The sequence below is a fragment of the Vogesella sp. LIG4 genome (assembly GCF_900090205.1).
Lineage (GTDB): Bacteria > Pseudomonadota > Gammaproteobacteria > Burkholderiales > Chromobacteriaceae > Vogesella.
Genome location: NZ_LT607802.1, coordinates 3128253 through 3141774 on the forward strand (window position 1 = coordinate 3128253; position 13522 = coordinate 3141774).

The following is a 13522-nucleotide window of genomic DNA, read 5'->3' on the forward strand; positions in this document are numbered from 1 at the left end:
ACTTTGCTGGATAGGAACATGGATCTGATTGTATTGCTCCCGCTGTTGATTTTGCTGGCGTTTGCCGGCGTGCGCATTGTCGGCCAGCAGACGCTGGCCATCGTGGAAACCTTCGGCAAGTTCTCGCGGGTGATGTCGCCTGGCCTGAACTGGGTCGTGCCGGGCGTGCAGCGCGTGGCCAAGGTAATGGAATTGCGCGTGCAGGAGCTGTCGGCGCAGGTGGAGGTGAAGACCCGCGACAATATGTTTGTCAGCCTGCCGGTGGCGATTATGGTGCGGGTGTTGCCGCAGCGCGCGGCGGATGCCTACTACCAGTTGGCCGCACCGCAGGAACAGGTCAAGACCTGGGTGCTCAATACCTTGCGTTCGTCCACGGCCACCATGAGCCTGATGAATCTGTATGAAGATCGCGATCAACTGGCGCACCATGTGCAGCTCAACCTGGCCGAGCGCATGGGCGTGTACGGCTACGAAATCGTCAGCGTGCTGATCGACCAGCCCATGGTGTCGGAGGAGGTGCAGCACGCGTTTAACAGCGTGATCGCTTCCGAGCGCAAGCGCGAGGCGGCGGTGCAGGAAGCGGAAGCCAAGCGCGCGCTGATCCTGGGTGAGGCCAGGGCCGAGGCGGAGGCGCAGCAGCTGCGTGCCGAAGGTCTGGCCAAGGCGCGTGCGGTGCTGGCGCAAAGCCTGACCGAGGCGATCGCCCAGGCGCGTGGCAGCGGCATAGACGAGCAGGACATCATGCGCCTGCTGCTGGAAACCAACCGGCTGGATACCATCAAGTACGCTAGCGAGAAGGGCAAGCTGGTGCTGATGGATCTGCGGCAGCAGCCCACGCCACCGGTGCAGATAGGGGTGAATTAGGCTCCGTGTCCAAGGTGGGCATTGACGCTGGAAATGCCGCGCAGGCATGATGCAGTGCAAGAGCCGCAAACGGCCGTGCCCATTCGACAAGGAGAATTCATGGAGCAGTTTGATAATGTAAGCGTGGTAAAACGCGCCAATGTGTATTTCGACGGCAAGTGCGTGAGCCATACCGTGATTCTGCCGGACGGCACCCGCAAATCGGTAGGCGTGATCCTGCCGGCCAAGCTGCTGTTCAGCACCGGCGCGCCGGAGATCATGGAAGTGCTGGCGGGCGAGTGCAAGGTGACTCTGGCCGGCGAGCAGGCTGGCAGCACCTACAAGGGCGGTGATTCGTTCAAGGTGCCGGGCGAGAGCAGCTTCCAGATCGAAGTTACCGACACGCTGCATTACGTTTGCCACTACGGGTAAGCCGTCGCGGCACAAGGTGCAAGGCCGGGCTATAAGCCCGGCCTTGTTGTTTATGCGGCATCCGCCGGCGCGTGGCGGCGGATCACCATCAGCGATTCGTCGCGGTGCAATGAGGTGTCCGGCCCCGGGTTGAACTGCACCTCGCCACCTGGCAGCTCCACCGCAATCACGATCACGCTGCCATCGCTCACCGGCAGGCATTCGCCGATGCTGCGGCCAACCCATTCTTCCTGCACCGGCAGTAACTCCGCGCGAAAGGCGTGCGGGTAGCGGTTGTGCAGCCGTTCAAAGAAATGCATCGCCTGCGGGTTCACCACCAGCGAGGCCATGTTCATGCCGCCCAGGTAGGACGGAATCACCACGTGGTCGGCGCCCACCGCCAGCAGCTTCTTGCGCGCGCTTTCGGTTTCGGCCTTGGAGACAATGGTCAGCCCGGCGTTCAGATTGCGTGCTGTCACGGTCACGAAAGCGTTGTCGGCGTCGGAGGTCAGGCTGGTAATCAGCGCGCGGGCGCGCTCGATGCCGGCCGCCAGCAGGTTGTCGTCCTCGGTGGCATCGCCAATGATGTAGGGGTGGCCGTACGGCGCCAAAAACTGGGCAGCGCGGCTGGCATCCTTTTCGATGACCACGATCTTGTGCCCGGCGCGCTGCAGCTCATCCAGCACATACAGCCCGCTGCGGCTCAGGCCGCAGATCACCACATGTTTTTCCAGGCGGGAAATGATTTTGTCCATTTTCTTCTTGCGCAAATAGGCGGGCAGGTCGCCCTGGAACAGCATCAGGGTCAGTGAAGACAGGCCGTAACCCACCACACCGGTGCCGAACACGATCAGCAGGATGGTAAAGGTACGGCCCAGGGTGTCCAGCGGGTGGGTTTCACCATAGCCGATGGTGGCCAGGGTGATGACGGTCATGTACAGGCTGTCGAATGCCGACCAGCCTTCCAGCAGGTGGTAGCCGAGCGTGCCCGTCACGACGACGGCGAGCACGAGGCCAAGCAGGGACAGCAGTTTGAGGGCGAGAGTGCGTCCCATGGGCGGCGGTCAGGGTGGAAACCTGTGCATTCTAGAAAAAAGCGTATGCAAAAGGGAAGGGTGACCGCTGCAAAAAAACAGGCGGCCAAATGGCCGCCTGCCGCAATCGTTTAGCCGCCGGAGCAGCCGCAGCCACCGCCGCCACCGCAACCACCCTGCTGCGGAGCCGGCTCCGCTTCAGCCAGGTGGATGGTGAAGTCGATGACAACCTGGCTGGCATCGCGCTGCTGGTAGCTGTAGCGGATCTGCTCGCCGTAGCGTTGCTGGATCTGGCCCAGCAGCGGCAGCGGGTCGTGGTCGTTGATGAAGCGCATGGTTTCGCCGTTGTGCAGCGATTCCAGGGCGCCGAAGATGGCAGCATGGCGGAAGCGCTTGGCAACGCCGCGGGCGTCGAACGGGAAGACGGTATCGGTGAGGACTTGCATGTGGGGTTCTCCTGCTGATGATGACCGCACTGTGCCATGCCACTGGCGGGCTGCTCCTTGAGCGCGGATAAGAAATTGCAGGCATGCGGCCTGGCCGCCCGGCCGGGGTGCCCGGCAGGCGGCAGATCGTGCCAACCGGTGGAGGAATGATGAGGAATCTGCAGCAACAGCTGGTGAACTATGCGTGCTATCACCGTGACCCGCGCAATATCCGCACGCATCTCATCGGGGTTCCGCTGATCGTGCTGGCGGTGGCCACCCTGCTGGCCGGTGTGCCGCTGGCTGGCGTCAGCGTGGCGCATGTCGCGATATTGCTGGTGGTGCTGTACTACCTGCGGCTGAGTCGCGTGCTGGGGGCCTGCATGGCCGTTGTCATGCTGCTGGCGCTGTGGGGTGGCATAAGGTTGGCCGCATTGCCGCCGCCGGGTGGTTTGCTGACCGGTGGCGGCCTGTTCGTGCTGGGCTGGGCATTCCAGTTGTTGGGCCACGTGTATGAGGGGCGCAAGCCGGCGTTTGTCGATGATCTGGTCGGCTTGCTCATCGGCCCGCTGTTCGTGCTGGTGGAATGTCTGTTCCGCCTGGGGCTGCTGCGCGGGCTGCAGACGGAGATCGAACAGCAGGCCGGGCCGGTTGCCGTGCGCAGGGCCGATCACGGGCATAACGGCGGCGGTAGCACGTAATATTTGCCGCCGCGGGCGGCAGCTTCGTTATAATCCCGCTCCTTTTGCGCCAGGAGCGGGAATCATGACAGTAAAAGCCTGTGGCGTGGATTTTGGCACCTCCAATTCCACGGTGGGCTGGTGGCGCCCTGGGCAGCAGACCCTGCTGGCACTGGAAGAAGGCAAGACTACCTTGCCCTCGGTGGTGTTCTTCAACGCCGACGAGGAAAGCGTGGCCTTTGGCCGCGCCGCGCTGGCGGAATACCTGGAAGGCTACGAAGGTCGCCTGATGCGCTCGCTGAAAAGCATTCTCGGTACCGGGCTGATGACCGGGCAGACCGAGGTGCAAGGGCGGCCGCTGCGCTTTCTCGATCTGCTGTCCTATTTCATTTCTGCACTGAAGCAGCGCGCCGAGGTGTCGGCCGGGCGCAGCTTCGAGCAGGTGGTGCTGGGGCGCCCGGTGTTCTTCGTGGATGACGATGCAGAGGCCGATCGCCTGGCCGAGCGCACACTGGGCGAGATCGCCCGCCAGGCCGGGTTTGTCGACGTGGCGTTCCAGTATGAGCCGATTGCTGCCGCCTTTGACTACGAAAGCCGTATCCAGCGTGAAGAGCTGGTGCTGATCGTCGATATCGGCGGCGGTACCTCGGACTTTTCGCTGCTGCGCCTGTCGCCCGATCGCGTGACCAAGGTCGAACGGCTGGGAGACATCCTGGCTAACGGCGGCGTGCATATTGGCGGCACCGATTTCGACAAGCAGCTCAGCCTGCGCGCGGTGATGCCCGAGCTTGGCTACCGCACACGGCTGCGCAACAACGCCGAAGTGCCGTCCAGCTACTACTTCAACCTGGCGACCTGGCACACCATCAACTTCGCCTACAGCCGCAAGGTGTGGTCGGAGCTGCAAGGGGTGTATGCCGATGCGCTGGAGCGCGACAAGCTGGACCGGCTGTTCAACCTGATCAGCAAGCGCGCCGGCCACTGGCTGGCCATCCAGGTGGAAGCGGCCAAGATCGCGCTGAGCGACAGCGACAGTACCTTGCTGTCGTTGCAGGAGATCGAGGACGGCCTGCAGCACGAGGTGTTGCGCGAGACCTTCCATGAGTCCATCGACCAGCTGCTGGGCAATATCGAGCGTACCGTTGGCGGCTTGCTGCAGGATGCGCAATTGCAGGCGGCGCAGGTGGACACCCTGTTCTTTACCGGCGGCTCCAGTGGCGTGCCGCTGCTGCGGCAGCGGGTGGCTGCCATGTTCCCCAACGCCACGGTGGTGGAGGGCGACCGCTACGGCAGTATTGGCAGCGGCCTGGCACTGGATGCAGCGCGGCGTTTTGGCTGAGCGGCAGCAATAAAAAAAGCCCACCTTGCGGTGGGCTTTTTTACTGGCGCTGGCCTTACTGTACCTTGGCCTTGGCTTTCAGGTCCTTGATCAGCGCTTCGATACGCTGACCCTGCACGCGCTGTTCCAGCTGCGGACGCAGTTGTTCCAGCGGCGGTGCGGCTTCAACCTTCACGTCATCCAGCTTGATGATGTGGTAGCCGAACTGGGTCTTCACCGGTACGGCAGTTACCTGGCCTTTGGCCAGTTTCACCATGGCGCCGGAGAATTCCGGTACGAAGGTTGCCGGGTCTTGCCAGCCCAGGTCGCCACCGGTGTTCTTGCTGCCCGGATCAATGGATTTTTCCTTGGCCAGCTGGTTGAACGGCTTGCCCTTCTTCAGCGCCTCCAGCACGGCCTTGGCTTCGGCTTCGGTCTTCACCAGGATATGGCGGGCGTGGTAGCTTTTCTTCTCCGGGAACTCGGCCTTGGCCTTGTCGTATTCGGCCTTGATCTGGGCTTCGGTTACCGGGTTGGCGTGCACGTAGTCCTTGATGTAGCGGTTGGCCAGCGACATGGCCTGGGCGTTTTCCATTTCAGCCTGGAAGTCGGAGGACTTGTCCATGCCCTTCTTCACGGCTTCCTGACGCAGCACCTCGGCGGTCACCAGCTGGTCGGTCACCATTTGTACCATCTGCGGGCTGGACGGCTGACCCTGGGCTTCCATCATCTTCACCACGGCATCGATGCGCTGCTGGCTGATGCTTACGCCGTTAACGGACGGGGTGGCCATGGCGCTGCCGGCGGCGGCAGCCAGGGTGAGGGCAATCAGGGTCTGCTTGAATCGCTTGTTCATTGCTGACTTTCAGTAGGTTTATTGAATGTTGGCCTTCTGGCGGAGTTCGCCAATGGCATCCTGAATGGTTTTGTTCTGCAGTTCCTGCATGATGCGCGGCTTCAGCGCATCCAGCGGTGCCGGCTTGGCGTCACGGACGTCATCCACGCGGAAAACATGCCAGCCCAGCGGGGACTTGAGCGGCTTGGCGCTGACCTGGCCTTTGCCCAGGCCTTTCAGCACGTTGGCCAGCGACGGGTCCATGGTGGACAGGTTGCCCCAGCCCATGTCGCCGTTACGGTCACGGCTGTTGGCATCCACCGACAGCTTCACCAGCGCGTCGAACTTGGCGCCTTTTTTCAGCTCGGCAATCACCTTGTTGGCACCGGCTTCGTCAGCCAGCACGATCTCGCGTACCTGAACTTCCTTGCTGCTCTTGAACTGGGTGGCGTAGCGGTCGTATTCGGCCTGCACCTGGGCGTCGGTCACCGGGTGATTCTTCACGGTGGTGGCAAAGAAAGCCTGCTGCAGCAGCTCCTTACGGGCGTTTTCCAGTGCGGTGGCGAATTCCGGGCTCTTGTCGAGGCCGCCGCGGGTGGCGGCTTGCAGTACCAGCTCACGGCTGATCAGCGACTGGCGCAGCTCTTCGCGCAGGGCCGGGGTGTCTTGTGCGCGGCCATTGCTGTCGCGCACGACTTCCGTTACGGCCTTGTCCAGCAGATCCTTGTCGATGGCTACGCCATTGACGGTGGCAACGGGGGCGGCGGCAGCCAGGTTGGCCGCAGCAGCCAGGACGGCAGCAGCAATCAGTTTACTCGTCGGTTTCATGTTGTCAGATTTCTTCTGGGGTGAGAGTACGCATGGAAAGGGCGTGGATGCCTAGCTGCGTCAGGTCGCCAACGGCATCGTAGACCAGGCGCTGGCGCTGCAGGCGATTCTTGCCGACAAAGGCTGCCGCCACGATGACCAGGTCGAAATGGCCGCCAGACTTGGCACCGGCATGGCCAGCATGTGCGGCGCTGTCATCGGTGATGTGCAGCTGTAAGGGGTTCAGGGCTTGCAGGCGCTGTTCCAGCAGGCGGGCAGTATCACTCATGCCGGAAATACCTTGCGGAACGGTTTGACGCTGACCTGGGCGTAGACGCCGGCGGCCACGTAGGGGTCGGCATCGGCCCAGGACTGGGCGGCTTCCAGGCTGTCGAACTCGGCAACGATCAGGCTGCCGGTGAAGCCGGCCGGGCCGGGGTCGTTGCTGTCGATGGCGGGAAACGGGCCGGCCAGCAGCAGTCTGCCGGCGGCTTGCAGTGCCTGCAGGCGTTCGAGGTGGGCCGGGCGGGCGGCCAGGCGCTGCGCCAGGGAGTCCGGCACATCCTGGCCGGTAATCGCGTACAGCATCAGTGAGTTTCCTCGACGTATTTGGACAGGTACAGGCTTTGGGCGATCACGAACACGATCATCATGCCGAAGCCGCCAAACAGCTTGAAGTTGACCCACACCTGTTCGCTGAAATTGTAGGCCACTACCAGGTTGACGGTGCCAAGCAGCAGAAAAAACACCACCCAGGCGGAGTTGAGCTTCTTCCAGACACTGTCAGGCAGGCTGAGCTGGCTACCCATCAGCGAGCGCATGCCGATGCGGCCGGTGAGCTGGCCGATCAGCAGGCCGCCGCCCATCACCCAGTACAGCACCGTGGGTTTCCACATGATGAAATGCTTGTCGTGCAGCAGCAGGGTGGCGCCGCCCATGACACTGATCAGCGCCAGGCTGATCCACTGCATGGTGTCCACCTTGCGGTGTCGCAGCCAGGTAAGTGCCACGGTGATGACGGTGGCGCCGATTGCTACCCCGGTAGCCAGGAACATGTCCTTGGTCAGCGAGTAGGCACCAAAGAACAGCATGACGGGGAAAAAGTCGGTAAGAAATTTCATGAGGCGGATTATGGCGGCAGGCCCAAGGCAGCACAAGTGTGACCGGGTAACCAAACATTTGTTCACAACTAATAACAATTATGCTGTTCACACCACGCCGACATGACTATTGTCATAGAGATTGCCCTCTGCTGGCGGCAGAATGAGGGCAACTGTTTATTGCCGAATTGAAATGCAACGCCGAAATATTCAAGGGGGAAACATGGCTGGCGAGAAATTCCGACTGGTAACCCGTAGTGACTTCGACGGCCTGGTATGTGCCGTGCTGCTGAATGAACTGGAACTGATCGACGATATCAAGTTCGTGCACCCGAAGGACATGCAGGATGGCAAGGTCGATATCGGCCCGCGCGACATCAGCACCAACCTGCCATATGTGCCGGGCGCGCACCTGGCGTTCGACCACCATTTTTCCGAAACGCTGCGTAACGAGGGCAATCGCAGCAATCATGTGATCGACCCGGCGGCGCCTTCTGCCGCACGCGTGGTGTACAACTACTACGGTGGCAAGGAGCGCTTCCCGAACATTGCCATCGAGATGATGACGGCGGTGGACAAAGCCGACTCCGCCCAGTTTTCGCTGGAGGAAATCCTCAACCCCAAGGGCTGGGTGCTGCTCAACTACCTGATGGATGCCCGCACCGGCCTCGGCCGCTTCCGCGAGTTCCGCATCAGCAACTACGCGCTGATGATGGACCTGATTCAGTACTGCCGTAACCACAATATCGATGAAATCCTGGCGTTGCCGGATGTGCGCGAACGGGTGGAGCTGTATTTCGAGCATGAAATCCAGGCCAAGGAGCAACTGCGCCGCTGCGCTACGCTGCAGGGCCATGTGGTGGTGCTGGATCTGCGCAACGAGGAGGTGATCCACCCGATCAACCGCTTTGCCGTTTATGCGCTGTTCCCGCAGGCCAAGGTCTCCATTCACATGATGTGGGGGCTGAACAAGCAGAACACCGTGCTGGCAACCGGCAAATCCATCGTCGACCGCAGTAGCCGCTGCAATATTGGCGCGCTGATGCTGGAGTTCGGCGGCGGCGGCCACGAGGCCGCCGGCACCTGCCAGGTGGACAACGAGCAGGCGGCCGCGGCGCTGGCGCAGGTGGTGGAGCGCATCAACGCGGCAGGCTGAGCAGGCTCTCCAGCAGTTTTCTGGCTTCGAACAGGTCCTGGCACACCGCCAGGGCCTGTTTTGCTATGTCGGCCGGCGGTTGCTGCATGTCCGGCACGATGATCACCCGCATGTTGGCCGCAAGCGCCGCCTGTGCGCCGTAGGCCGAATCTTCCAGCACGATGCAGTATTCCGGCGCCACGCCCAGCCGGCTGGCCGCCTGCAGGTAGACGTCCGGCGCCGGCTTGGTACGCGCCACTTCGTCGCCGGCGATGGTGTGCTCGAAGTAGCGTGCCAGGCCGGTGCGCGCCAGCTTGATGTCTGCCAGCTGGCGCTGGGTGGCGGTGCCGACAGCGCGGGCAATATCCAGGTGGTGGCACCAGTCCAGCAGCTCGGTAATGCCGGGCTTGAGCGGAATCTCCTGCTGGTGCAGCGCCTGGTGGTATTGCCGGCGGCTCTGCGCTTCCAGTTCGCGCGCCTGCGTCTCGTCCCCCAGCTCGGTAATCAGGTAGCGCAGACACAGCGGCATGGCTAGCCCGACCATGGCGTCGATATGCCGCTGCTGCAGCGGAATGTCCAGCGCGCTTGCCGCCTGCTGCCAGGCGCGGGCCGACAGTGACTCGGTATCGATCATCAGGCCGTCCATGTCGAAAAGCAGGGCGGCGAAAGAAGCGGGCGTGTTACATTGCATGGCGGTGTTCACAATAAGACAAAGAGATATAGAGGCGGGAAGGCAGTATGGCGTATTCGATTCTGATTGCGAATCCCAAGGGGGGGAGCGGTAAATCGACCCTGGCGACGAACCTGGCCGGCTTTTACGCGGCGCAGGGCTCGCGGGTGATGCTGGGCGATGTGGACAAGCAGCAGTCCTCACTGTCCTGGCTTGCCAACCGGCCGTCCCCGTTGCCGTATATCGATGGCTGGCAGGTGGCGCCGGGCGAGCCGGCCAAGCCGCCCAAGGGCACCCAGGTGGTGGTGCTGGACAGCCCGGCCGGCCTGCAGGGCAAGAAGTTGGCCGCATTGCTGAGCAAGGTGGACCGGGTCATCGTACCGATTCAACCCTCCCCATTCGATATGTGGGCGAGCCGGGAGTTTCTTGCCCAGCTGGTGCAGGAAAAAGCGGTGCGCAAGCAACGTGCCTTTGTCGGCGTGGTGGGCATGCGGGTTGATCCGCGTACCAAGTCGGCGCGCGAGCTGCAGCAGTTTCTGACCGAGCTGGAGTTGCCGGTGCTGGGCTGGCTGCGCGACACCCAGCTGTATGTGCAGGCGGCGGCCAGCGGCATGACATTGTTCGATCTGCCGGCCTCGCGCGCGGCGCGCGACCTGGAGGCGTGGCGCGGCATTTTGCAGTGGCTGGACAACTGAACCGGCGTGCGAAATTAGTGCTTGACGCTGCGTTTGGCGCTAAGTAGATTGACAAGGTTTGTGTGCGAGCCCTGCGAGGCAAGCGCAGGAAGGATTGCAAGCGGAAGCCGGGTGGCTTCCGCTTTTTATTTGGGGCCCCCTGTTTTATGTCGCTATTCCGGAACGGCGGCATGCCACCCTGAATGCAATATGGAGCACACATCATGTTCAAGAATGAACTCAATTACGGCGATGTTTATCTGGTTCCCAGAAAAACCGTCGTCGACAGCCGCAAGGAATGCGATACCTCGGTGCAATTCGGGCCGCGCCGCTTCGACATGCCGCTGTATGCCTCCAATATGAAGAGCGTGGTTGATGCCGAAACCTGCGAATACTTCGCCCGCCACGGCTGGTTCTACACCATGCACCGCTTCAACGTGGACACCGTCGGTTTCGTGCGTGATATGCAGGCCAAGGGCCTGTTCGCGTCGATCAGCATCGGTGTGAACGACGACACCCTGGAACAGTTGGCCGCATTGCGCGATGCCGGGCTGACGCCGGAATACATCACGCTGGATGTGGCCAATGGCTGGTGCGTGAAGGCCGAGCGCATGATCCGCCAGGTCAAGCAGCAGTTTCCCGGCAGCTTCCTGATCGGCGGCAATATCGCCACTGCCGAGGCGGCGCGTGATCTGGAAGCCTGGGGCTGCGATGCCATCAAGGCCGGCATTGCCGGCGGTCGCGTGTGCATCACCAAGAACAAGACCGGCTTTCACCGCCCGATGATCGCCACCGTGCGCGATTGCGCCGCCGCGGTGACCGTGCCGGTGATTGCCGATGGCGGCATCGTCGAGCACGGCGACGTGGCCAAGGCGCTGGCCTGCGGCGCCACCATGGTGATGGCCGGCTCACTGTTTGCCGGCTACGACGAGTCGGCCGGCGAAATCGTGGAAATCGGCGGCAAGCATTACAAGGAATACTTCGGCAGCGCCTCGCAGTTCAACAAGGGCGAATACAAGAACGTGGAAGGCAAGAAGATCCTGGTGGAGTACAAGGGCTCCATGGCGCGCGTGCTGGTGGAGTTGAAGGAAGACCTGCAGTCGTCGATCAGCTATGCCGGCGGCAGCACCGTGGCGGCACTGCGCGACGTCGAAATGATTGTCGTGGCGCGCTAGGGGGCGGCGTGTCGTCGGTGCCGGCCCGGCGACGGGCTGCCTGACGCGGGGCGGGGCACGCCGGGTGTGGCGCATCCGCCCCGCTTGTTTTTGCGGGGCAATCGAACCATTTCGTGTGTTAAATCAAGGCGGTTTTTGCTGTTGGCAAGTCGGCGGAGCTTGGCTATACCCAAGCCAAGTTCGGATTTGTGTAGGATGAGTTTGCATTGTTTGATAATCTTGATGCAGATGCCCAGCAATTGATAAGAAATCGTTATGAAAATAAATATGCCGGTAACCGACAACGAGCGTTTTCTTGACCCCGCCCGCCCGATTGTCACCAAAACAGATCTCAAGGGCGCGATTACCTATGCCAACCGCGCTTTCATCGATATCAGTGGCTTTAGCGAAGAAGAATTGCTGGGCCGCAATCACAATGTGGTGCGCCACCCGGATATGCCGCCAGAGGCGTTTGCCGACCTGTGGGACACCATCAAGGTAGGCAAACCATGGCGCGGCCTGGTGAAGAACCGTTCCAAGAATGGCGACTTCTACTGGGTGGAAGCTTACGTTACCCCTATCAGCGAACATGGCAAGCTGGTGGGCTACATCTCGGTGCGCAGCACGCCCAAGCGCGACGAAATCGCCGCCGCCGAGGCGTTCTACAAGCAGCTGCGCGACAAACAGGCCAGCATGCCTTCCACGCTGAAGGCCATACAGAAACGCCCGGACGCCGGACGTGCCGGCTTTGTGCTGACCGGCGTGTTCAGCGGCGGCATGCTGCTGGCTGCCGCGTGGCCGGGGCTGGGCGATCTGGTGCGGCAGATTGCCGGTGTCGGCTGTTTCATCGGCCTGAGCCTGGCGTCGTACTGGTGGCGCCGGCGCGAAAGCCTGGTGATGGCACGCATTCATGAAGGCTTCCTGACGCTGGGCGAAGGCCGGCTTGAGCAGCCGCTGCACACCCATCTTGGTGGCCAGCTGGGCGAGATGATGGATAGCCTCGAAGGCCTGCGCCTGCATCTGCGGGCACTGGTGGCCGACACCCTGTCTGCCGGCGGCATGACGTACGAGCAGGCCAAGCGACTGAGCCAGGAAGTGGAAAGCGTGGTGGCGCGCGCCCGCGAGCAGGGCGCCGGCCTGCAGCAGATCAGCGCCAGCATGGAAGAGATCAGCGGCACGGTGGAGCATGTCAGCACCATGGCCGAGCAGAGCGAGCAGGGGGCCGATGCCACCCGCCAGGCAGCCACTACCGGTCAGGCCGTGATGGGGCTGGCGGCACGGGCGGCGGAGCAGGCGGTGGATTCCGTACATCGCTCCAAGACCGACCTGCAGCAGCTGGAACAGGCGATGGGCAAGATCAGCAATATGACCGAGCTGATTCACGAAATCGCCGAGCAGACCAACCTGCTGGCGCTGAACGCGGCCATCGAGGCGGCGCGCGCCGGCGAAACCGGCCGTGGTTTCGCCGTGGTGGCGGACGAGGTGCGCAAGCTGGCGGAACGCACCGCGCAAGCCACCGACGGTATTACCGAGACCGTGGGGCAGATCGTGTCGATCACCGAGGGGGTTAGCAATACCATGGACCAGTCGGTGACCGAGGTGGGGCACGTCAGCAACGAGATCCGCCAGGCCGCCGAGCACCTGCAGAACCTGCTGTCGGTTGCCGACCGGGCGCGGGAGTTTGCCCACTCGCTGGTGGAGCAGATGAACTCGCAGTCGGCATCCATGCACCAGGTGGCGGCATCGGTGGAACAGTTGGCCGCATTGGGCGAGCAGAGTGTCTCCTCGGCGGATGCGGTGCTGGAAAGCTCGCATCACCTGGAGGGCGCTGCCTTCGACCTGGACAAGCTGACGCGGGACTACCGCAAGTGGCAGACCGCCCGGCGCTGAACCGGCAGGCAGCCTGACTGATGTGACAAAGCCCTTGCGCAGTGCGCAAGGGCTTTGTTGTTTAGGCTGGTGCGAGCCGGTATCAGCTGGCTGCCGGCTGGCGCAGGGGCACCCAGATGGCGGTTTCCAGTGACATCACTTCTTGCTGGTGCTGGTTGTGTGTGGTCCAGCGCAGCTTGACCACGCCGTAGTCCGGCTGCGAGGCGGAGGACTTGCCGGACAGCACTTCGATGCTGGCCCGTAGTATGTCGCCGGCACGGGTTGGCCGCGGCCAGCGCATCTTGTCCACGCCCATGCCCACCAGCCCGCCGGCCACGCTGCGGCCGAATTCGCTTTCCACCACCAGGCGCATGCTCAGGCTGCTGGTATGCCAGCCGCTGGCAGCCAGACCCTGGAAAATGCTGCCCTGCGCCTTGCCGTCGTCCAGGTGGAAGTACTGCGGGTCGAACTGGCTGGCGAAGGCGTGGATGTCGTCAGCCTGTACCGTGGTGCTGTCGGTGGTGAAGCGCAGGCCGGGGGTGAGGTCTTCGAAATAGAGCATGGCGG

The 13522-nt window shown here is 62.5% G+C and carries 17 protein-coding genes; 8 read left to right on the plus strand and 9 right to left on the minus strand.

Annotated features, from left to right (window positions below; genetic code table 11):
- Nucleotides 1–18: 18 nt before the first annotated feature.
- Nucleotides 19–864 carry an SPFH domain-containing protein gene (locus tag PSELUDRAFT_RS14625; protein WP_157725143.1) on the plus strand — a complete coding sequence of 282 codons (846 nt, stop codon included), beginning with the start codon at nucleotides 19–21 and terminating at the stop codon, nucleotides 862–864.
- 99 nt (nucleotides 865–963) lie between these two features.
- Nucleotides 964–1275, plus strand: a complete 312-nt coding sequence (locus tag PSELUDRAFT_RS14630; protein WP_088967532.1) for a pyrimidine/purine nucleoside phosphorylase — start codon at nucleotides 964–966, stop codon at nucleotides 1273–1275.
- 50 nt (nucleotides 1276–1325) lie between these two features.
- Here PSELUDRAFT_RS14630 and PSELUDRAFT_RS14635 read toward each other — a convergent pair whose 3' ends face one another.
- Together PSELUDRAFT_RS14635 and PSELUDRAFT_RS14640 are read right to left on the minus strand one after the other, a co-directional pair.
- The gene (locus tag PSELUDRAFT_RS14635) at nucleotides 1326–2309 is read right to left on the minus strand and encodes a TrkA family potassium uptake protein (RefSeq protein WP_088967533.1); all 984 of its coding nucleotides are present in this window, start codon (nucleotides 2307–2309) and stop codon (nucleotides 1326–1328) included.
- Nucleotides 2310–2419: 110 nt separating this feature from the next.
- On the minus strand, nucleotides 2420–2734 hold the full coding sequence (locus PSELUDRAFT_RS14640; protein ID WP_088967534.1) for a DUF2249 domain-containing protein: 315 nt from the start codon (nucleotides 2732–2734) through the stop codon (nucleotides 2420–2422).
- Between the two features lie 146 nt (nucleotides 2735–2880).
- Between PSELUDRAFT_RS14640 and PSELUDRAFT_RS14645 the strand changes: the two genes are divergently transcribed.
- Nucleotides 2881–3414, plus strand: coding sequence for a DUF962 domain-containing protein (locus PSELUDRAFT_RS14645; RefSeq protein ID WP_197693880.1), 534 nt, complete (start codon nucleotides 2881–2883; stop codon nucleotides 3412–3414).
- 64 nt (nucleotides 3415–3478) lie between these two features.
- A complete protein-coding gene (locus tag PSELUDRAFT_RS14650; protein ID WP_088967536.1) occupies nucleotides 3479–4732 on the plus strand; it encodes an Hsp70 family protein in 1254 nt (417 codons plus the stop codon).
- 55 nt (nucleotides 4733–4787) lie between these two features.
- Here the strand turns inward: PSELUDRAFT_RS14650 and PSELUDRAFT_RS14655 are convergent, their stop codons facing one another.
- From PSELUDRAFT_RS14655 to PSELUDRAFT_RS14675, 5 genes are read right to left on the minus strand one after another with little or no spacing between them, the layout of a single operon-like run.
- On the minus strand, nucleotides 4788–5567 hold the full coding sequence (locus tag PSELUDRAFT_RS14655) for a peptidylprolyl isomerase (RefSeq protein ID WP_088967537.1): 780 nt from the start codon (nucleotides 5565–5567) through the stop codon (nucleotides 4788–4790).
- Between the two features lie 18 nt (nucleotides 5568–5585).
- Nucleotides 5586–6374 carry a peptidyl-prolyl cis-trans isomerase gene (locus tag PSELUDRAFT_RS14660; RefSeq protein ID WP_088967538.1) on the minus strand — a complete coding sequence of 263 codons (789 nt, stop codon included), beginning with the start codon at nucleotides 6372–6374 and terminating at the stop codon, nucleotides 5586–5588.
- Between the two features lie 4 nt (nucleotides 6375–6378).
- Nucleotides 6379–6642, minus strand: coding sequence for a BolA family transcriptional regulator (locus PSELUDRAFT_RS14665; protein ID WP_088967539.1), 264 nt, complete (start codon nucleotides 6640–6642; stop codon nucleotides 6379–6381).
- The gene (locus PSELUDRAFT_RS14670; protein ID WP_088967540.1) at nucleotides 6639–6941 is read right to left on the minus strand and encodes a YciI family protein; all 303 of its coding nucleotides are present in this window, start codon (nucleotides 6939–6941) and stop codon (nucleotides 6639–6641) included. Before PSELUDRAFT_RS14670 ends, PSELUDRAFT_RS14665 begins: the two co-directional genes overlap by 4 nt.
- Nucleotides 6941–7474: a septation protein A gene (locus PSELUDRAFT_RS14675; protein ID WP_088967541.1), complete on the minus strand. Its 534-nt coding sequence runs from the start codon at nucleotides 7472–7474 to the stop codon at nucleotides 6941–6943. Before PSELUDRAFT_RS14675 ends, PSELUDRAFT_RS14670 begins: the two co-directional genes overlap by 1 nt.
- Before the next feature lie 202 nt (nucleotides 7475–7676).
- On the opposite strand from PSELUDRAFT_RS14675, the gene PSELUDRAFT_RS14680 reads away from it, so the two are divergent.
- Nucleotides 7677–8609, plus strand: a complete 933-nt coding sequence (locus tag PSELUDRAFT_RS14680; protein WP_088967542.1) for an exopolyphosphatase — start codon at nucleotides 7677–7679, stop codon at nucleotides 8607–8609.
- Here the strand turns inward: PSELUDRAFT_RS14680 and PSELUDRAFT_RS14685 are convergent.
- Nucleotides 8593–9279: an HAD family phosphatase gene (locus tag PSELUDRAFT_RS14685; protein WP_088968517.1), complete on the minus strand. Its 687-nt coding sequence runs from the start codon at nucleotides 9277–9279 to the stop codon at nucleotides 8593–8595. The two genes, PSELUDRAFT_RS14680 and PSELUDRAFT_RS14685, sit on opposite strands and share 17 nt — an antisense overlap.
- A gap of 47 nt (nucleotides 9280–9326) precedes the next feature.
- Here PSELUDRAFT_RS14685 and PSELUDRAFT_RS14690 point away from each other — a divergent pair, with 47 nt between their 5' ends.
- The 3 genes from PSELUDRAFT_RS14690 (at nucleotide 9327) to PSELUDRAFT_RS14700 (ending at nucleotide 12976) form a co-directional block, all read left to right on the plus strand.
- The gene (locus tag PSELUDRAFT_RS14690; protein WP_088967543.1) at nucleotides 9327–9953 is read left to right on the plus strand and encodes a ParA family protein; all 627 of its coding nucleotides are present in this window, start codon (nucleotides 9327–9329) and stop codon (nucleotides 9951–9953) included.
- A 203-nt stretch (nucleotides 9954–10156) separates the two neighbouring features.
- Nucleotides 10157–11107, plus strand: coding sequence for a GMP reductase (locus tag PSELUDRAFT_RS14695; RefSeq protein WP_088967544.1), 951 nt, complete (start codon nucleotides 10157–10159; stop codon nucleotides 11105–11107).
- A 255-nt stretch (nucleotides 11108–11362) separates the two neighbouring features.
- Nucleotides 11363–12976, plus strand: a complete 1614-nt coding sequence (locus tag PSELUDRAFT_RS14700) for a PAS domain-containing methyl-accepting chemotaxis protein (RefSeq protein ID WP_088967545.1) — start codon at nucleotides 11363–11365, stop codon at nucleotides 12974–12976.
- Nucleotides 12977–13058: 82 nt separating this feature from the next.
- Here the strand turns inward: PSELUDRAFT_RS14700 and PSELUDRAFT_RS14705 are convergent, their stop codons facing one another.
- Nucleotides 13059–13517, minus strand: a complete 459-nt coding sequence (locus tag PSELUDRAFT_RS14705) for a MaoC family dehydratase (RefSeq protein WP_088967546.1) — start codon at nucleotides 13515–13517, stop codon at nucleotides 13059–13061.
- Between the last annotated feature and the right edge of the window lie 5 nt (nucleotides 13518–13522).